This window comes from Cellulomonas sp. P2_B4 (assembly GCF_056404795.1).
The window spans coordinates 264,947-282,252 of the sequence record NZ_JBFUDI010000003.1; the positions used below are offsets into that span (position 1 = coordinate 264,947).

Below are 17,306 nucleotides of genomic sequence, written 5' to 3' on the forward strand. Positions count from 1 at the left end.
CCGACAGCCTAGCGGCCACCTTCACCGTCCCGTGCACGTGCCTGTGACGGTGAAGGTGGTCTCGGCGCCGGTGCCGGAGAGCCGGACGTCGCCGGAGTCGCTGATCACGAAGTCGGTGATCGTCCCCTCGAAGCTGTGGTCGCCCTCCGCCGAGACCGTGCCGGTCCCGAGGGCGAGCGTCACGGTCACGGTCGTGGCGTCGTCGGCGAAGACGAGGTCGAGGGTGCCCTCGTCGGGGTTCACGCAGCTGCTGGCGGGACCGGTGACCTCCACCGTGCCGTCCGCGGTCGCCAGCGTGAAGCCGTCGCCGGGCACGGCCGGGTCCGAGGTCGTGGGTTCCGACGAAGGAGACGACGAAGGGGACGACGACGTCGACGACGAGGACGAGGCAGCCGGGGACGGTGACGCCGCGTCGTCGGCGGTGCCGCAGGCACCCAGTCCGAGCACGACGACCGAGGCGAGCAGAAGACCCGACAGAAACGTGCGACGACGCATGGCGACTCCCCTGGCTGGACGATGCGAGCAACCCCGACGGTAGTCGGCTTGCACCTCGGCCGGAGGCTCAGGGCGAGATCGCGCCCATCCACCAGCCGCTCCGCACCGAACCCAGGGCATGGACACCACACCGCCCCTGACCCAGCGAGAGCGCGTGATCCTCGCGCACCTCGCACTCCCCCTGACCCTCGGCGAGATCGCCGCGTCGCTGTTCGTCACCCGGAACACCGTGAAGTCGCAGGTCCGCTCCATCTACATGAAGCTCGGCGTCGCGGATCGAGAGAGCGCCCTGCACGCCGGCCGGGCCTGGGGCCTCGTGCCCGAAGGTCTGGGCAGCATGGACGGCGACGACGGGGCCGACCACGTCCGACCGAACCGGGCCGACGTGCCGAGGCCGTCGGTTCAGACGTCGACGCGGTAGTCCAGCGACAGCTCGTCGCCCGAGACCCCGCGGATCCCCCAGTTCTCCGGCGGGCTCTCGATGATGATCACCTCGAGGTCCTCGACGGACAGGCCGAGGGTCGGTGCGACGTCGTCGTAGAACGCGGCGATCAGGGCACGCCTGGCCGACCGGGACCGCCCCGTGAAGCAGAGGATCTCGATCACCAGGTACTCCTTGGACCGCGGCGCCACCAGGTCGTCGGCGTCGAGCAGGAAGAACCGGTGGAACCGCTTCTCGGGCGGGAGACCCCAGGTCCCGACGATCGCGCGGTGCACCGCGTCCGACAGCGAACCACGCCGGTCCTGCCAGACATCGCGCCGGCCGTAGATCTTCACGTGCGCCATGCGGGCCTCCTCGGGACTCCTCGCGTGGTTTCGTCGCGCGGAGCCTACAGTTCAGGCGTGCTCGTGCTCCTGCCGCCCTCCGAGGGCAAGACGCCGCCGCGCGCCCGCGGCCCTCTGCTCGACCTCGATGCACTGACCGCACCCGGCCTGACGCCGTTGCGCGAGAAGGTGCTGGACGCGCTCGCGCAGGTCAGTGCATCGCCGGACGCCGTCGCCGCGCTCGGCGTCGGTCCCAGTCTTGCCGACGAGGTCGCGCGGAACGTCCACCTGCGCACCGCGCCGACGGCACCTGCCAAGAAGGTCTACACGGGTGTCCTCTACGGGGCGGCGGGGCTCGACCGGCTCACACCCACGGCTCGGTCGCGTGCCGCCGAGTCGGTCCGGATCGTCTCCGGGCTGTGGGGCCTGGTCAGCCCCGACGACCACATCCCCGCCTACCGGCTGTCGATGGGCACCGACCTGCCCGGCATCGGACCGCTGGCCGGCGCGTGGAAGGCGTCGCTGGGCGTCGAGCTGCAGGAGCGCGCCGAGCGCGAGCTGGTCGTCGACTGCCGCTCGGCCACCTACCTGGCCGCCTGGCACCCGCCGACGAGCGCCGACTGGGTGGCCGTCCGCGTGCTGCGCCAGGAGCCCGACGGCTCCCGCTCGGTGGTCTCGCACAGCGCGAAGCACACGCGCGGCGTGCTCACGCGGCACCTGCTCACGCGCCGCGGGAAGGCTCCGCAGGATGCGAGGAGCCTCGCGCGCGTGGCCGGCGAGCTCGTCGGGACGGAGCTTCTCGCCGTCGAGCTCGGTCCGCCGGGCCGCGGTGCGCGCACGCTGTCGCTCGTCGTCGCGTGAGGCGTATCCCCTGGTGGCTGGTCGCGGTCCTGGTGACCGTGCTCGTCGTCGTGACCGGCTGGCTGCCGCACGACGACGCGATGAAGCTGGCCGAGCGCACGCTGCCGATCCTCGTCTTCGTCGCGGGCCTGACGGTCGTCGCGGAGATGTGCGCGGGCGCCGGGTTGTTCGAGCAGGCCGCCGGGCTCGCCGCGCGGGTCGCCGGGAACCGGCGGTGGGCGCTGTGGGCGCTCGTCGTGCTGCTCGCCGTCCTCAGCACGGCGGTCCTCTCGCTCGACACCACCGCGGTGCTGCTCACGCCTGTCGTCATCGCGCTCGCCCGGCGCACGCACACGCCACCGCTGCCCTTCGCGCTGGCCGTGCTCGCGCTGGCCAACACCGCGTCGCTCGTGCTCCCGGTGTCCAACCTGACCAACCTGCTGGCGGACCACACGCTCGAGGTCGGCTACCTCGGCCTGATGTGGGCACCCGCGGTCGCGGCCATCGTCGTGACGGTCGCGATCCTCGCGATCCGCGACCGCCGCGTGCTGCGCGGCGCGTTCGACCCGAACCTGCCGCGCCCGCCCCGGGACGTGCCGCTGCTGGTGGTCACGGCGGTGACCGTGGGGGTCCTCGGAGTGGCGTTCGCCCTCGGCGCGCCGACCGCCCCGACGGCCGTCGCAGCGGCCGTCCTGCTCCTCGTCGTGACCCTCGCCCGGCACCAGAAGCTGCCCGTGAAGGCCCGTGACCTGGTGCCGTGGCGCACCCTGCTCGTGGTGCTCGGGCTGTTCGCCATCGTCGAGACCCTGCACTCCCACGGCCTCGGGGCGCTCCTCGCCGACGCGTCGGGCACCGGCACGGGTCCCGTGGACCTCCTGCGGGTGGCGGGCGTCGGCGCGCTCGCGGCCAACGGGCTGAACAACCTACCCGCCTACCTCGCGCTGGAGCCCGCGATGGGCGGCGACCCCCTGCGGATCGCGGCGCTGCTGATCGGGACCGGTGTCGGTCCGCTGATCACGCCGTGGGGATCGCTCGCGACGGTGCTGTGGTGGCAGCGGTGCCGCGCGGTCCTGCTGGACGTGCCGACCAGGACGATCGTGGGCCAAGGCCTGCTGCTGGCCCCCGTGGCGGTGGTCGTCTCGACGCTGGCGCTGGTCGCCGCCCACTAGGCTGGCAGCGCGGCCCGGCGTAAGAGGGACGCAGTCCGATGGATCGGGCGCCTCGCCCTGTGCGGGCCAGGTGCCCGATCTGCCCGCGTCAGGGCCGGCCGCCCCACCCCTCGCTCGGCGCACCGACCACCGCGACCTCGTTGCGGCGGTCCTCGAACCACCGGACGATGCTCACCGACGCCGGCGCGACCCGCAGCTGGCTCCACGACGACGGCTGCGCGCCCATGGTGACGCCGAGCGCCGCCCGGATCGAGACGGCGTGGCTGACCACGACGACCGTGCGGTCCACCCCCTCCGCCAGCAGCGCCTCGAGCCCGCCGCGCAACCGGATCCCGACGTCCTCGATCGACTCCCCGCCCGGCGGCCGCACGTTGGCCTCGGTGTGCCACGGCTCGAGCTGACCCGGCCAGCGCTCCTCGATCTGCTCGGAGGTCAGGCCCTGCCAGTCGCCGAAGTTCGCCTCCTGGAAGGTGGCATCCGTGCGCACCGGGAGGCCGAGCCGCTCGGCGATGATCCCGCCGGTCATCTGCGTCCGGACCATCGGCGACGCGATCACGAGGCTCGGGTACGGGATGTCGCCCCAGAGGTCACGGCCGACGCGGTCGACGAGGTCGGCGGCGGCGTGCGCCTGCCCGATCCCCGTCTCGTCGAGCGGCGGGCCGGGCTCGCCCGAGCCGGAGTAGCCCCGGGCGACGGTCATGGTCGTCTGCCCGTGCCGGACCAGGACCACCGTGACCGGCTCGTCCTCGTCGAAACGCACGCCGGCACCCGAGGGGCGCGGGGCTCGGCCCAGTGGTGCGGCGACGTCGCTCACGTGGGCAGTCTTGCGGTCCATCGCCAGGTTGGCGAGCCGGTCGGCCGCGCCGTTCTGGGCGCGAGGCACCCAGGTCCACGTCACGCGGGCGGGATCGACGACGGAGCGCGCCTCGGCCGCGAGCCGGCGCATGTCCTCGTGCTTGATCTGCCAGGCGCCGCTCATCTGCTCGATGACGAGCCGCGAGTCCATCCGGACCTCGATCGACGCGTCCGCGTCGATCGCGACCGCCGCCTTCAGCCCCGCGACCAGGCCGGAGTACTCGGCCACGTTGTTGGAGACGACCCCGAGGTAGTCCGCCCGCTCGGCGAGCACGGCACCCGTGGCGGCGTCACGCACGAGCGCGCCGTAGCCGGCCGGACCCGGGTTCCCCCGCGATCCGCCGTCGGCCTCGACGACGAGCCGGCGCGCCACGGTCAGCCCCGCGCGGGCTCGGGCAGCCGCACGAGGATGCGCCCGCACTCCTCGCAGCGCACGACCTGGTCCTCGGGCGCCTTGCGGATGGCCTCGACGTCCAGCGGGTTCAGCTCGAGCCGGCAGCTCTCGCACCGTGCACCGCGCAGCGCACCGGCACCGCGGCCACCCAGCTGGGCCCGAAGCTTCTCGTAGAGGGTGACCAGCGCGGCGTCCAGACCCTCGACCGCGACCGCACGCTCGGCGCGGACCTTCTCGGCGTCGGCGTCGAGCGCCGCGAACGCGGCATCCCGCTCGGCCTCGACGTCGGCCCGCCGGGACGCCAGCGAGTCGTGCGCGGTGGTGACCTCGGCGAGCGCGGTCTCGTGGGCCTCGAGCCGCTCCATGACGTCCAGCTCGACCTCCTCGAGGTCGGACTGGCGACGACCGAGCGCGACGAGCTCGCTCTGCAGCGCCTGCAGGTCCTTCGGGCTGCCCTGTCCGGAGTCGAGCCGGGCCTGGTCGCGCGCAGCCCGCACGCGGACCTGCTCGACGTCGCCCTCGGCCTTGGTCAGCTCGCGCTTKAGGTCACCGACCGCAGTCCGGCTGGTGACCAGCGCGGTGTGCAGGTCTCCCACCTGGGAGTCGAGCTCGACCAGCCGCGCCAGCTCCGGCAGGGTCCGCCGCTTGTGCGCGATCTGGTCCAGCCGCGTGTCGAGCTCCTGGACGTCGAGCAGTCGGCGCTGGTCCGCTGCGGGGGCTGTGGTCACGGGTGTCCTTCGGTCGTGGCGTGTGGTGCGGTCTGCTCGGGGCTCGCGACGCGACCCGTCCACGGGTCGGTGCTCAACGTGCTGACGCGCGTCTCCACCGTAGTCCCCGCGGCGGCGGCATCCTGCTCCAGCGCCCGCGCCGCGTGGGCGAGCCACGGCCACTCGGACGCGAAGTGGGCGACGTCGACGAGGTACGGGGTGCCGTCCTCGTGGTCCGCGCGCTCGCGCAGCTCCGAGGCGGGGTGGTGGCGCAGGTCCGCGGTCACGTACGCATCGACGCCGGCGCGACGGACGGCGTCGAACAGGGAGTCGCCCGACCCGCCGACGACGGCGACGCGCTCGACGCGCCCGTCGGGGTCACCGGCGAACCGGATGCCCTGCGCCGTGGCGGGCAGGGCATTCGCGACGGCGGCCGCGAACTCGCGCAGAGTCGTCGGCACGGGCAGGCGCCCCACCCGGCCGATGCCGGTGGACCCGGGCCACGACGCGAGCTCGAGCACGTCGAACGCGGGCTCCTCGTACGCGTGCGCGACCCTCATCGCGGCGATGACGGCGGAGCGCAGGCGCCGGGGCGCGACCATCTCGACGCGCGCCTCGACGACCCTCGACGCCACGCCGGCGGACCCGATCGTCGGGTTCGCGTCCTGCGACGGCGTGAAGGTGCCCTCGCCGGTCGAGGTCCACGCGCACCGCGTGTACTCCCCGACCGCACCGGCACCCGCGGCCGCGAGCGCGTCGACGAGCTGCTCGGCGGAGCCGACCGGGACGAAGACCACGTGCTTGTCGAGCGCCTCGGCGGGCGCGGCGTCGAGCGGCGCCGTGTCGACCAGTCCCAGTGCGGAGGCGAGCGCGTCCGCGACTCCCCCGGACGCCGCGTCGGCGTTGGTGTGCGCCGTGTAGAGGCCGATCCCGCCGAGCACCAGCCGGTGCAGCAGCGCGCCCTTGAAGGTGGTCGCGGCGATCGACTGGACCGGCTTGAGCAGCAGCGGGTGGTGGGTCACGACGAGGTCGGCACCCCACGCGGCGGCCTCGTCGACGACCGGCGCGACGGGGTCGACCGCGAACAGGACGCGCGCGACGGTCTGCGACGGGTCGCCTGTCACGAGCCCGACCGCGTCCCAGGACTCGGCGGTGGCCGGCGGGTAGCGCCGCTCGAGCAGCCGGACGACGTCGGCCAGGGTCGCTGCGCTCACGCCTGCACGTTACCCAACGTGGACCTCGTCGCCGACGGAGATCGCCCCGGACCGCACCGGCACCATCTGGATCCCGAACCACACCTCGCCGTCCCAGCGCCGGTGCCGGGCCAGCGTGCGCAGCGGCTCGCGCCCGACCTGCTGCGTGTCCGGGTCGATCGTCGTGAGCACGCACCGGCCGCAGGTGTCGGCGAACCGCAGCTCCACGTCCCCGACCGTCAGCGTGGACCAGCCGTCCTCCGCGAACGGCTCGAGGTCGCCGTCGACCACCAGGTTGGGCCGGAACCGCCGCATGTCCAGCGCCTGCCGGGGCTCAGGCGCCGGCCGACCGCGCTCGAGGCTCGTCTGCACCAGCTCGTCGTGGCTCTGCGCCGCCCAGGCGTCGAGCCGGGCCAGCGACGCGGTCGTCGTCACGTGCACGGGACCGGTGTCGGTGAGGGCGAGCGGGTCGTCCAGGGTCCCGCCGTGGTTCTCGGACATCCCCCGGCGTCGCGGGTCGTCGAGCCACACGAACCGCACGGACCGGCCGAGCAGCTCGGAGCACCAGGCCGACGCCTCGTCCCCGGCGAGCGTCGCGACCGACACCCGGCTGAGCTCCACGGCGACGTCCGGCGGGCCCCCCGGCTCGGGCACGGTGATCGTCGGCAGGCCGGCGCCGGACAGCTCGACGCCGCCGTCGACGACGCGGGCGTGGGCGGCCAGCATCCGGGGGAACTTCCGCGCGGTCAGGGTCTCGCCGTCGTCGTCGATCAGCATCCACCGCCGGTCACCGCGAGGTCCGGAGACCTCCACGTCCATGCGGTCCAGGGGTACGCCCGCGAAGGACTTCACCGGGAAGACGGTCAGCGCGGAGACGACAGGCACGTGCGGACCATAACAATCAGGTTCCCAGCTGCTCGACACGACGCTCGACCTGCGCCCAGGCCTTCTCGGAGACCCCGGGGTGCACGGACCGGTCGACGTCCGCGAGCGCGGCCGCCGTGGCCTCGACGGTCTGCGTCACCACGCGCCGCGCCCGGGCAGGCGTGAGCCCCCAGTGGGCCCCCTCGGCGACGAGGTCGTCGACCGTGACCTGCGCGATGGCCCGCCGACCGGCGACGTCGAGCGCGAGCAGGCCGGACGAGACCCCGGTGTGCTCGTGCATCGACACGTCGTACGCCGGCGCCAGCTCGACCCGGGCGCCGTCCGCGTGCCGGACGAACGAGTGGTTCTTGGCGTGCGCGTCCGTGTTGCCGATCAGCACGGTGAACGTGGCCAGCCGCAGCAGCGGGTCGGGCGTGGCGCCACCGTCGGTCAGCACGCCCGCGGCAGCGGCGTAGGAGGGCAGGGCACGGCCGCGCTGGAACTTGCGGTCGGGGTCGGCGGTGGACAGACCCAGCGCCTGGGCCAGGTCCTCCTGGTGCACGCGCCGCACGGCGCCGGCTTCGGCGACGCGGTCGTAGCGCTCCACGACGATGGCCCGGAGCTCGCCGAACCGTTCGATGCGCGCCTCGACGCCGGTCAGTCCGACGCGCCGCGCCAGGTCGAGCGCCGCTGCCTCGGTGTCGATCAGGTCCCGCGTCGGCGACGTCTCCGGGCGCGACAGCTTGAGGATGTGCGTGGACGGCGCTCCCCCGCGGACGCGCGCCCACCCGTCCGGGGTCCGCGCGAGAGCGACCTTGGGCTCCATCCCGGCCAGCGACGTCAGCGAGTCGAGCCGGTCGCCGCCCCCGCCCTGCCTGGCGGCATGCGTCAGCATCGCGGCGATCTCGTCGTCGTCGACGGGTTCGAGCCGACCGGTGGTGGCGGGATCCGGGGCACCCTCGTCGACGAACACCACGGCACCGGCCGTGTCCTTGCCGTACACCGCGAGCATGGCCATCGTGTCGTCGGGGTCGATGCGGTGCTCCGCGGCCATCGTGCTGCGGGCACGTCCCTCGGGCAGCAGTCCCTCCAGCCAGACGCGCACGCGCGCCGGGTGACGCCCCTCCGGCGACCCGACGGGCAGGAGGTGGGAGACCACCCGCGACCCGTTCCCCCAGCGGCGCACGGCCTCCTCGGTCCAGGTCAACGTCATGCCCGACCGCACCGTCGCGGCCCGGGTGCCGTACAGCCAGACGTCGAGGTTCACCGCTGCTCGACCCGCAGGACGACCCCCAGCTCGCGCAGCACCGCGAACAGCCGGTCGGTGTAGAGGCTGGGCTTGCCCTGCTCGATCTCGTTGACGTAGCGCCGGGAGATCCCCAGCTCGTCGGCCAGCTCGGCCTGCGTCAGCCCGCGCGCCGATCGCGTCTCGCGCAGGAACCGGCCCAGGTCGCTCGGGCGCGTCACCCATGCCCACGGCTTGTCGTCGCTCATCGGGGCCTCCGTGTCACCATATCCGCACATCGGTTCGCGGTAACCATATCGTTACTCAGCACCAATGTCACCATATGGTGGCGCGGAAAGCACGGTGGGCCCGGCCGGTTTCGAACCGGCGACCTCCGCGGTGTAAGCGCGGCGCTCTGACCAGCTGAGCTACAGGCCCCTGACGACGACGGGCGCTCAGCCTACCGGTCAGGCAGCGGCCAGGGCCGCGACCGCGGCGCGGTACTCGGCCAGGGGACGCGCACGTCCGGGCGGGTTCACGACCGACCAGCGCAGGATGCCGTCACCGTCGACGAGGAAGCTGCCGCGCACGGCGTGCCCCTTGGCCTCGTCGAAGACCCCGTAGGCCCGGGCGACCTCGCCGTGCGGCCAGAAGTCGGAGAGGAGGTCGAAGCCGAAGCCCTCCTGGGCGGCCCAGGCTCGCAGCGAGTGCCTGGGGTCGCAGGAGATGACGGCGACGTGCACGCCGGCCTGCTCGAACTCGGCGATGTTGTCGCGCAGCTCGCACAGCTCACCGGTGCACGTGCCGGAGAATGCGAACGGGACGAACACCAGGACGGCGGGTCCTCCGAGCAGGCCGCTCAGCGTCACGGGCGTGCCGTGCGTGTCGGGCAGGGAGAAGTCCGGAGGGGTCTGCCCGAGCAGCGGGGTCGTCATGGAAACGACCCTAACAACGGTCAGCGGCCGCGGCCTCTGGCGGCGAGACGGGTGGCCGACCAGTCCGTCGCGATCGACAGGGTGCTCATCGCGTGCAGGCCGGACGTCGTCGCGGCCTCCTCGATGTCGCTGTGCGACACGTGGCCGGAGCGCCCGGCCTTCGGGGTCAGCACCCAGATCGGGCCGCTGTCGTCGAGCACCGTCAGGGCGTCGACCAGCGCGTCGGTGAGGTCGCCGTCGTCCTGCCGGAACCAGATCACCGCGCCGTCCGTGACGTCGTCGTAGTCCTCGTCGACAAGCTCGGTACCGGTGATGGCCTCGAGCCCGGAGCGCAGGGTGTCGTCGACGTCATCGTCGTAACCGAACTCCTGGATCACCTGACCCGCGGCGAAACCCAGACGAGACGCTGCGTTCGCAGCGCCGTCCGTGGTGGATGACACGTCCTGACCGATCCCTTCCCTCGCTCGCCCCAGGCCGGGGCGACGCTTCCTGATGCCAAACCGTAGCCCACCGCACAGGGGCCCGGCCTGGCAAGACACGAGCGCGTCCCGACGAGCGCGCGGCCTGTGTCATGGACGTCACGTGGCTGTTCCTTGGACTCGGTGTGACTTTCGGGCCCTCGGGGTCAGAGAATGGGTGCACTACCCCGAACCCGCCACATGCCGACCCCGGCGTGTCCGGCGGGGACGGAACAGATGCGCCGCCGATGCCGACCGGGCTCGTGCGCGCGGACGAGACGCAAGGAGCGCAGGTGGCTTCGATCGACGAGACGGGACCGCTCATCGGCGGCCTGCTCAGCCAGGTCCCGGACATCGACCCGGACGAGACCGGCGAGTGGGTGGAGTCCCTCGACGGACTCATCGACGAGAAGGGCGGACCGCGCGCGCGGTACGTGCTGCTGAGCATGCTGCGACACGCCCGACAGCGGAACGTGGCCATCCCGGCCTCGCTCAACACGCCTTACGTCAACACCATCTCGGTGCACGACGAGCCGTACTTCCCCGGCGACGAGGCGCTCGAGCGCCGCTACCGCTCGTGGATCCGCTGGAACGCCGCCGTCATGGTGACGCGCGCGCAGCGGCCCGGCGTGGGCGTCGGCGGGCACATCTCGTCGTACGCGTCCGTCGCGACGCTCACCGAGGTGGGCCTCAACCACTTCTTCCGCGGCAAGGACCACCCCGGCGGCGGCGACCAGGTCTACTTCCAGGGCCACGCCTCCCCCGGCGTCTACGCCCGCGCGTTCCTCGAGGGCCGCCTGTCGGAGCACCAGCTCGACGGGTTCCGCCAGGAGCTGTCGCACCCGGGCGGCGGCCTGCCCTCCTACCCGCACCCGCGCCTGGCGCCGGACCTGTGGGAGTTCCCGACCGTGTCGATGGGTCTGGGCCCGTCGGCGGCGATCTACCAGGCGTGGACCAACCGCTACCTGCACCTGCGCGGCATCAAGGACACCAGCGAGCAGGACGTGTGGGCGTTCCTCGGCGACGGGGAGATGGACGAGCCCGAGTCGCGCGGCATGCTCCAGCTGGCCGGCCAGCAGGGGCTCGACAACCTGACGTTCGTCGTCAACTGCAACCTGCAGCGGCTCGACGGCCCGGTGCGCGGCAACGGCAAGATCATCCAGGAGCTCGAGGCGCAGTTCCGCGGCGCCGGCTGGAACGTCATCAAGGTCGTCTGGGGCCGCGAGTGGGACGCCCTGCTCAACGCCGACAAGGACCGCTCGCTGGTCAACCTCATGAACACGACCCCGGACGGCGACTTCCAGACGTTCCGTGCCGAGGACGGCGCGTTCATCCGCGAGCACTTCTTCGGCCGCGACCCGCGGACCAAGGCGCTCGTCGAGAAGATGACGGACGACGAGATCTGGGCGCTCAAGCGCGGCGGGCACGACTACCGCAAGATCTACGCCGCCTACAAGTCCGCACGCGAGCACACGGGCCAGCCGACAGTGATCCTGGCGCACACCATCAAGGGCTACGGCCTGGGCTCCGGTTTCGCCGGGCGCAACGCGACGCACCAGATGAAGAAGCTCAAGTCCGACGACCTCAAGACGCTGCGCGACTCGCTGCACATCCCGATCACGGACGAGCAGATCGACGAGAACCCGTACCTGCCGCCGTATTTCCACCCCGGCACCGAGGACGAGGGCATCCAGTACATGCTCGAGCGTCGTCGTCAGCTGGGCGGGTTCGTGCCCGAGCGCCGCTCGGTCCACAAGCCCCTGACGCTGCCCGACCCGAAGGTCTACGAGGGCCTGGCCAAGGGTTCGGGGCACCAGGACGTCGCCTCGACGCAGGCACTCGTGCGGCTGTTCAAGGACCTCGTGCGGGACAAGGAGTTCGGCCACCGCCTGGTGCCGATCATCCCCGACGAGGCCCGCACGTTCGGTCTGGACTCGATCTTCCCGAGCGCCAAGATCTTCAACACGAACGGCCAGAACTACATGGCCGTGGACCGCGAGCTCATGCTCTCCTACAAGGAGTCCGAGTCCGGCCAGATCATGCACACGGGCATCAACGAGGCCGGCAGCGCGTCGGCGTTCCAGGCCGTCGGCACGTCGTACGCGACGCACGGCGAGCCGCTGATCCCGTTCTACTTCTACTACTCGATGTTCGGGTTCCAGCGCACGGGCGACCAGTTCTGGGCCGCCGGTGACCAGATGGCCCGCGGGTTCCTCATCGGCGCCACCGCCGGCCGCACCACCCTGACCGGTGAGGGTCTGCAGCACGCCGACGGGCACTCGCCGCTGCTGGCCGGGACCATGTCGCACGTCGTGCACTACGACCCGGCCTACGGGTACGAGATCCGGCACATCGTGCGCGACGGCATCGAGCGCATGTACGGCGAGGCGGGCGGTCGCGACCGCGACGTCATCTACTACCTCACCGTCTACAACGAGCCCATGCCGCAGCCGGCCGAGCCGGAAGACGTGGACGTCGAGGGCATCCTGCGCGGGATCCACCTCATCTCGCCGGTCGAGGGCGACGGGCCGCGTGCCCAGATCCTCGCGTCGGGTGTGGCCGTGCCGTGGGCCCTGGAGGCCAAGAAGCTGCTCGCCGAGGACTGGGGCGTCCAGGCCGCGGTCTGGTCCGTGACCAGCTGGAACGAGCTGCGTCGCGACGGCCTCGCCGCCGACCAGCAGGCGTACCTGCACCCCGGCGAGGAGGAGCGCGTCCCGTACCTCACGGCCAAGCTGCAGGGTGCCGAGGGTCCGTTCGTCGCGACGACGGACTACGACCACCTCGTCGCCGACCAGGTCCGCGCCTGGATCCCCGGCACGTACGCCACGCTCGGCGCCGACGGCTTCGGCTTCTCGGACACCCGCGCGGCGGCTCGCCGGCACTTCAAGATCGACGGTCCGTCGACGGTGGTCCGCGTGCTCCAGCAGCTCGCGCGCACCGGTGCGGTCGCGCCGGAGGTCGTCGCTCAGGCCATCGAGCGGTACCGCCTGCACGACGTCACGGCCGGCACGTCCGGCAACGCCGGCGGCGACAGCTGACGGTCTGACGCTCGCAGCACGACGAAGGCCCGGGCAGCAGCCCGGGCCTTCGTCGTGAGCCTGTCCCCACCGAGCGCTCGCGCGCACTCGCGTCACCGAGCGCGGTCGTCCGTCGCCGAGCGCCGTCGCGTCGAGCGCGCGCTCGATCACCCGCGGGAGCCGTCGGCGACGGACCGGGGCGTTGGGTGCGCCACGCGGGCCGCCCCCGGTCATGACCGAGGGGGACTTCTTCGTCGGTGCGTCAGGTGCCGGGGATGTTCTGCTCGGCGTGGGCCAGCTCGCGGCCGAGCTCGCCCTTGAGGTCGGCGACCGCCGACTGGTCGGGCACCAGATCCAGGGCCGCGATGTGCTGCTTGGCCTCCAGCGGTCGTCCGGCCTCGATGGAGGCGAGCACGAGCTGGCGGGCGACCTCGGGGTCGTGCTCGCGCGGGCGCCAGTGGCCGACGCCCAGGCCGATCGCGTCGACGGGCATCTCGGCGCTGCGCAGGAGGGCCAGCGCCTCGACGAGCGCCTTGCCGGACGGGTCCCGCTCGGCGGCGGTGGTGAGCCTGCGCAGGGTGCCCTCGTGGTCGTCGGAGACCGACAGACGCGCCACCTCGATGAGCGGGTACCAGGCGCGCGGGTTGCCGGCGAGCTCCTCGCCGAGCGCCCACACGGCCAGGTCCGCGGCGCGCTGCCGCTCGCCGTCGTCGGGCGGGGCGGCCAGCGGGTCGTCGTCGGCGACCGTGGACTCCGCGGCCCGGCGACGGACGATCTCGGCGAGTGCGACGAAGGCCCGTTCGTTGTTGGGATCGTCGCTCAGCATGGACCGAAGTGCGTCCTCGTGAAGGGTGTCCCCGCGCCGCGCAGCACTGGTCGGACGGCGCGCGCCGACCCGCGAGGCCGAGGACGGCCGTCGCATGAGCTGACGCAGACGGGGCAGGAGAGCCATGGAGCGACCTTATCCGCAACGGACGAACCACACCGGCTGATGGGCTCCCCGACACGGGTGTGCGCGAGGCAACGTTTGTCGACTTCCCACAACCGTCACCCTATGCTCGCCCCATGTCCAGCACCCTCGACGGGCGCGCGCCCCAGCCGCCGCTGCCGCCCACCCGACCCCGACGGGCACCGTCGACCCGGGTCAAGACGCCCGCTCCGGAGTCCCGTGGCGGTCCCGAGACCCAGCGCCGGGTGCGCGAGGGCGCGGGGCTGCTGTCCGCGGCCGCGATGCGGCGGCTGGACGAGGACCTGGAGTGGTACCGCGAGCTGCCGGCGGAGGACCGCTCGTGGGTCGGCCTCATCGCTCAGGCGGGCATCACGGCGTTCGTCACCTGGTTCGCGGAGCCGACCCGGCCGCCGCACGGGGTCGGCGACATCTTCGCCACCGCGCCGCCCGAGCTGACCCGGTCGATCTCGCTCCAGCACACGCTCCAGCTGGTGCGCGTGGTGGTCGACGTCGTCGAGACGAACAGCGACCGGCTGGCCGCACCCGGCGACGAGCGGGAGGTCCGTGAGGCCGTGCTGCGCTACTCGCGCGAGGTGGCGTTCTCGGCCGCGGAGGTCTACGCCCGCGCCGCGGAGATGCGCGGCGCCTGGGACGCGCGGCTCGAGGCGCTCGTCGTGGACGCCCTGGTCAGGGGCGACGCGGACGACGCGCTGCGCTCACGCATCGCGGCACTGGGCTGGAGCGGCCGAGGATCGACCCTGGTCATGGTGGGCACGACGACGTCCGCGCTCGACGACGTCCGCGCCGCCGAGCTGCGCCGTGCCACCCGCCGGGCGGCCGACGACGCGCTCGTCGGCATCCAGGGCGACCGCCTCGTCGTGTTCCTCGGGGGCGAGGGCGACCTGCGCGCCGCGGCGTCGACCCTGCTCCCCCGGTTCGGTCCCGGTCCCGTGGTGATCGGGCCCGTCGTCGGCGACCTGACCGACTCGGCCCGCTCCGCGCGCGCGGCCCTGTCCGGGCTGCTCGCCGCGCCCGCGTGGGAGCAGGCTCCGCGTCCGGTGCAGGCCGACGAGCTGCTGCCTGAGCGCGTGCTCATCGGCGACGAGACGGCCCGCCGGACGCTCGTCGCGCAGGCGTTCGCCCCGCTCGCCGCCAGCCAGGGGTCCCTGCTCGAGACGCTGTCGGCATACCTCGGCACCGGGCGGTCGCTGGAGGCGGCCGCACGCACGCTGTACGTGCACCCGAACACCGTCCGGTACCGCCTGCGACGCGTCGCGGACGTGACCGGCTGGGACCCGCTCGACGCCCGCGAGTCGTACGTCCTCCAGACCGCGCTGGCGCTCGGACGGCTCGACGCGGCGAACGTCTCTTTGTAGGAGAGGTACAAGGGGGCCCCAGAAGGTTGGTGCACGCCGTGACCGGGACAGCCGGCGCCGGGAAGGAAGAGTGGAGCGCGTGCTCGTCGTCGTCTGCCCCGGTCAGGGCGCCCAGTCCCCCGGCATGCTCGCCCCGTGGCTCGAGCTGCCGTCCGTCACCGAGTCGATCGCGAGGGCGTCCCGCACCACGGGCCTCGACCTCGTCGCCCACGGCACCACCTCGGATGCCGACACCATCCGGGACACGGCCGTCGCCCAGCCCCTGCTCGTGGCGTCCGCGCTCGCGACCGTCCGGGCCGTCCTGGACATCGACGCGGACGCGCCGCTCGCCCTGACGGCCCAGCCGCTGCTCGGTGCGACCGCGGGCCACTCGGTCGGCGAGCTCGCCGCGGCGGCGATCGCCGGCGTGCTGACGGACGACGAGGCGCTGCGCCTGGTCGCCGTCCGGGGCGCTGCCATGGCCCGCGCGGCCGCCGCGACTCCCACCGGGATGAGCGCCGTCCTGGGCGGCGACCCCGACGAGGTCCTCGCCTCGCTCGCGCGGCACGGGCTCGTGCCCGCGAACGTCAACGGCGGCGGGCAGGTGGTCGCGGCCGGCACGCTCGACGCTCTCGCCGCGTTCGCCGCGGCCCCGCCGGCCAAGGCGCGCGTCATCACGCTGCAGGTGGCCGGCGCGTTCCACACCGAGCACATGGCCCCCGCGGTCGCCGAGCTCCGCGCCGCGGCCGACGCCGTCACGCCGGGCGAGCCTCTCGTGCCGCTGCTGACCAACTCCGACGGCTCCGTCACCGCCTCCGGGGCCCGCGCGCTCGAGCTCATCGTCGCGCAGGTGGCCAACCCCGTCCGCTGGGACCTGTGCCAGGTCACGCTGCAGCAGCTCGGGGTCACGGGCCTGCTCGAGGTCGCCCCCGGCGGGGTGCTCACGGGTCTGGCGCGGCGTACGCTTCCCGGGGTCGAGACGGTCGCCGTCAAGACCCCCGCCGACCTGGACGCCGCTCGCGACCTCATCCGTCGGCACGCCGGTACCCCTCAGAACAGCATGGAGAACCCGTCGTGACCCGACCCACCCTCACGCAGGCCACCGGACCGGCGCACACCCGCATCCTGGGCCTCGGCGGCGTCCGCGGAGAGAACCTCGTCACCAACGACGACATCGCGGGCCCGATCGACTCCTCCGACGAGTGGATCCAGCAGCGCACCGGCATCGTCACGCGTCGTCGGGCTTCCGCCGGCACCGACGTGCTCGACCTCGCCGAGGAGGCCGCCAACCTCGCGCTCAAGGACGCCGGCCTCACCGGCGCCGACATCGACTGCGTGATCCTGTCGACCGTCACCTACTTCCACCAGACGCCCGCGGGCGCCGCGATCATCGCGGACCGCATCGGCGCCTCGCCGGCGGCCGCGTTCGACATCTCTGCCGCGTGCGCCGGGTACTGCTACGGCATCGGCCAGGCGGACGCCCTCGTGCGCGCCGGCACCGCGCGCAACGTGCTCGTCATCGGCGCCGAGAAGATGAGCGAGTTCATCGACCCGACCGACCGCACCATCTCGTTCCTGCTGGGCGACGGCGCCGGCGCGGTCGTCATCGGCCCGTCGGACACGCCCGGCATCGGCCCGACGATCTGGGGCTCCGACGGCGCGCAGTCGCAGGCGATCCGCCAGACGCACTCGTGGCTCGCCACGCGCGACGAGGGTGCCGGCTGGCCCACGCTGCGCCAGGAGGGGCAGAGCGTCTTCAAGTGGGCCGTGTGGCAGATGGCGCCGGTCGCGCAGAAGGCCATGGACGCCGCGGGCGTGACGGCCGACCAGATCGAGGCGTTCATCCCGCACCAGGCGAACATGCGGATCATCGATCAGATGATCAAGACGCTCAAGCTGCCCGAGACCGTCGTGATCGGCCGCGACATCGCCGACACCGGCAACACCTCGGCCGCGTCGATCCCCCTCGCCGCCGAGCGCCTGCTCCGCGAGGGCCAGGTGTCCAGCGGTGCGCTCGCTCTGCAGATCGGCTTCGGCGCCGGTCTCGTCTATGCCGCGCAGGTCGTGGTCCTGCCCTGAGCACGC

At 73.2% G+C, this 17,306-nt stretch carries 18 protein-coding genes and 1 tRNA gene; 7 read left to right on the forward strand and 12 right to left on the reverse strand.

Translation table 11 applies throughout. The features are described from left to right. Window positions 1-21: 21 nt before the first annotated feature. The gene (locus AC1DZC_RS06200) at window positions 22-495 is read right to left on the reverse strand and encodes a hypothetical protein (RefSeq protein WP_477040064.1); all 474 of its coding nucleotides are present in this window, start codon (window positions 493-495) and stop codon (window positions 22-24) included. 118 nt (window positions 496-613) lie between these two features. Here AC1DZC_RS06200 and AC1DZC_RS06205 point away from each other — a divergent pair, with 118 nt between their 5' ends. Then, window positions 614-916 (forward strand): LuxR C-terminal-related transcriptional regulator, encoded by a 303-nt coding sequence (locus AC1DZC_RS06205; protein ID WP_477042613.1) that lies wholly within the window; start codon window positions 614-616, stop codon window positions 914-916. On the opposite strand, the gene AC1DZC_RS06210 is transcribed toward AC1DZC_RS06205, so the two are convergent. Beyond that, a complete protein-coding gene (locus AC1DZC_RS06210) occupies window positions 898-1,281 on the reverse strand; it encodes a tautomerase family protein (RefSeq protein WP_477040066.1) in 384 nt (127 codons plus the stop codon). The genes AC1DZC_RS06205 and AC1DZC_RS06210 overlap by 19 nt on opposite strands. A gap of 57 nt (window positions 1,282-1,338) precedes the next feature. On the opposite strand from AC1DZC_RS06210, the gene AC1DZC_RS06215 reads away from it, so the two are divergent. Both AC1DZC_RS06215 and AC1DZC_RS06220 read left to right on the forward strand, forming a co-directional pair. Then, complete coding sequence (locus AC1DZC_RS06215; RefSeq protein WP_477042614.1) at window positions 1,339-2,121, forward strand: YaaA family protein; 783 nt, start codon at window positions 1,339-1,341, stop codon at window positions 2,119-2,121. Further along, a complete protein-coding gene (locus AC1DZC_RS06220; RefSeq protein ID WP_477042615.1) occupies window positions 2,118-3,269 on the forward strand; it encodes an SLC13 family permease in 1,152 nt (383 codons plus the stop codon). The genes AC1DZC_RS06215 and AC1DZC_RS06220 overlap by 4 nt, the downstream gene beginning before the upstream one ends. Before the next feature lie 88 nt (window positions 3,270-3,357). Here the strand turns inward: AC1DZC_RS06220 and AC1DZC_RS06225 are convergent, their stop codons facing one another. From AC1DZC_RS06225 to AC1DZC_RS06265, 9 genes are all read right to left on the reverse strand, one after another. Next, window positions 3,358-4,497, reverse strand: a complete 1,140-nt coding sequence (locus AC1DZC_RS06225; protein WP_477040069.1) for a bifunctional RNase H/acid phosphatase — start codon at window positions 4,495-4,497, stop codon at window positions 3,358-3,360. A 2-nt stretch (window positions 4,498-4,499) separates the two neighbouring features. Then, window positions 4,500-5,246: a zinc ribbon domain-containing protein gene (locus AC1DZC_RS06230; protein WP_477040070.1), complete on the reverse strand. Its 747-nt coding sequence runs from the start codon at window positions 5,244-5,246 to the stop codon at window positions 4,500-4,502. After that, window positions 5,243-6,439, reverse strand: a complete 1,197-nt coding sequence (locus AC1DZC_RS06235) for a Nif3-like dinuclear metal center hexameric protein (RefSeq protein WP_477042616.1) — start codon at window positions 6,437-6,439, stop codon at window positions 5,243-5,245. Before AC1DZC_RS06235 ends, AC1DZC_RS06230 begins: the two co-directional genes overlap by 4 nt. A 9-nt stretch (window positions 6,440-6,448) precedes the next feature. Next, the gene (locus tag AC1DZC_RS06240) at window positions 6,449-7,303 is read right to left on the reverse strand and encodes an MOSC domain-containing protein (protein WP_477042617.1); all 855 of its coding nucleotides are present in this window, start codon (window positions 7,301-7,303) and stop codon (window positions 6,449-6,451) included. A 16-nt stretch (window positions 7,304-7,319) separates the two neighbouring features. Then, window positions 7,320-8,549 carry a type II toxin-antitoxin system HipA family toxin gene (locus AC1DZC_RS06245; RefSeq protein WP_477042618.1) on the reverse strand — a complete coding sequence of 410 codons (1,230 nt, stop codon included), beginning with the start codon at window positions 8,547-8,549 and terminating at the stop codon, window positions 7,320-7,322. Next, entirely contained in the window at window positions 8,546-8,776 is a 231-nt protein-coding gene (locus tag AC1DZC_RS06250) for a helix-turn-helix domain-containing protein (RefSeq protein WP_028046576.1), read from the reverse strand. Before AC1DZC_RS06250 ends, AC1DZC_RS06245 begins: the two co-directional genes overlap by 4 nt. 95 nt (window positions 8,777-8,871) lie before the next feature. Further along, window positions 8,872-8,945, reverse strand: a tRNA-Val gene (locus tag AC1DZC_RS06255). Between the two features lie 29 nt (window positions 8,946-8,974). Next, window positions 8,975-9,442 carry a peroxiredoxin gene (locus tag AC1DZC_RS06260; protein ID WP_477040074.1) on the reverse strand — a complete coding sequence of 156 codons (468 nt, stop codon included), beginning with the start codon at window positions 9,440-9,442 and terminating at the stop codon, window positions 8,975-8,977. Between the two features lie 20 nt (window positions 9,443-9,462). Beyond that, on the reverse strand, window positions 9,463-9,882 hold the full coding sequence (locus tag AC1DZC_RS06265) for a DUF3052 domain-containing protein (protein WP_477040075.1): 420 nt from the start codon (window positions 9,880-9,882) through the stop codon (window positions 9,463-9,465). A gap of 311 nt (window positions 9,883-10,193) precedes the next feature. Between AC1DZC_RS06265 and aceE the strand changes: the two genes are divergently transcribed. Continuing rightward, on the forward strand, window positions 10,194-12,938 hold the full coding sequence (gene aceE, locus AC1DZC_RS06270; RefSeq protein WP_477042619.1) for a pyruvate dehydrogenase (acetyl-transferring), homodimeric type: 2,745 nt from the start codon (window positions 10,194-10,196) through the stop codon (window positions 12,936-12,938). 241 nt (window positions 12,939-13,179) lie between these two features. Here aceE and AC1DZC_RS06275 read toward each other — a convergent pair whose 3' ends face one another. Continuing rightward, complete coding sequence (locus AC1DZC_RS06275; protein WP_477042620.1) at window positions 13,180-13,743, reverse strand: hypothetical protein; 564 nt, start codon at window positions 13,741-13,743, stop codon at window positions 13,180-13,182. A gap of 239 nt (window positions 13,744-13,982) precedes the next feature. Here AC1DZC_RS06275 and AC1DZC_RS06280 point away from each other — a divergent pair, with 239 nt between their 5' ends. From AC1DZC_RS06280 to AC1DZC_RS06290, 3 genes are all read left to right on the forward strand, one after another. Further along, complete coding sequence (locus tag AC1DZC_RS06280) at window positions 13,983-15,242, forward strand: PucR family transcriptional regulator (RefSeq protein ID WP_477042621.1); 1,260 nt, start codon at window positions 13,983-13,985, stop codon at window positions 15,240-15,242. Between the two features lie 79 nt (window positions 15,243-15,321). After that, entirely contained in the window at window positions 15,322-16,299 is a 978-nt protein-coding gene (locus AC1DZC_RS06285; protein ID WP_477042835.1) for an ACP S-malonyltransferase, read from the forward strand. Next, entirely contained in the window at window positions 16,296-17,300 is a 1,005-nt protein-coding gene (locus AC1DZC_RS06290) for a beta-ketoacyl-ACP synthase III (protein WP_477040079.1), read from the forward strand. Before AC1DZC_RS06285 ends, AC1DZC_RS06290 begins: the two co-directional genes overlap by 4 nt. Window positions 17,301-17,306 lie beyond the last annotated feature (6 nt).

Bases quoted from the DNA above. Each gene is read 5' to 3' on its own strand.
- AC1DZC_RS06200 (WP_477040064.1), bottom strand. From the start codon at position 495: ATGCGTCGTCGCACGTTTCTGTCGGGTCTTCTGCTCGCCTCGGTCGTC.
- AC1DZC_RS06205 (WP_477042613.1), top strand. From the start codon at position 614: ATGGACACCACACCGCCCCTGACCCAGCGAGAGCGCGTGATCCTCGCG.
- AC1DZC_RS06210 (WP_477040066.1), bottom strand. From the start codon at position 1,281: ATGGCGCACGTGAAGATCTACGGCCGGCGCGATGTCTGGCAGGACCGG.
- AC1DZC_RS06250 (WP_028046576.1), bottom strand. From the start codon at position 8,776: ATGAGCGACGACAAGCCGTGGGCATGGGTGACGCGCCCGAGCGACCTG.
- AC1DZC_RS06260 (WP_477040074.1), bottom strand. From the start codon at position 9,442: ATGACGACCCCGCTGCTCGGGCAGACCCCTCCGGACTTCTCCCTGCCC.
- AC1DZC_RS06275 (WP_477042620.1), bottom strand. From the start codon at position 13,743: ATGCTGAGCGACGATCCCAACAACGAACGGGCCTTCGTCGCACTCGCC.
- AC1DZC_RS06280 (WP_477042621.1), top strand. From the start codon at position 13,983: ATGTCCAGCACCCTCGACGGGCGCGCGCCCCAGCCGCCGCTGCCGCCC.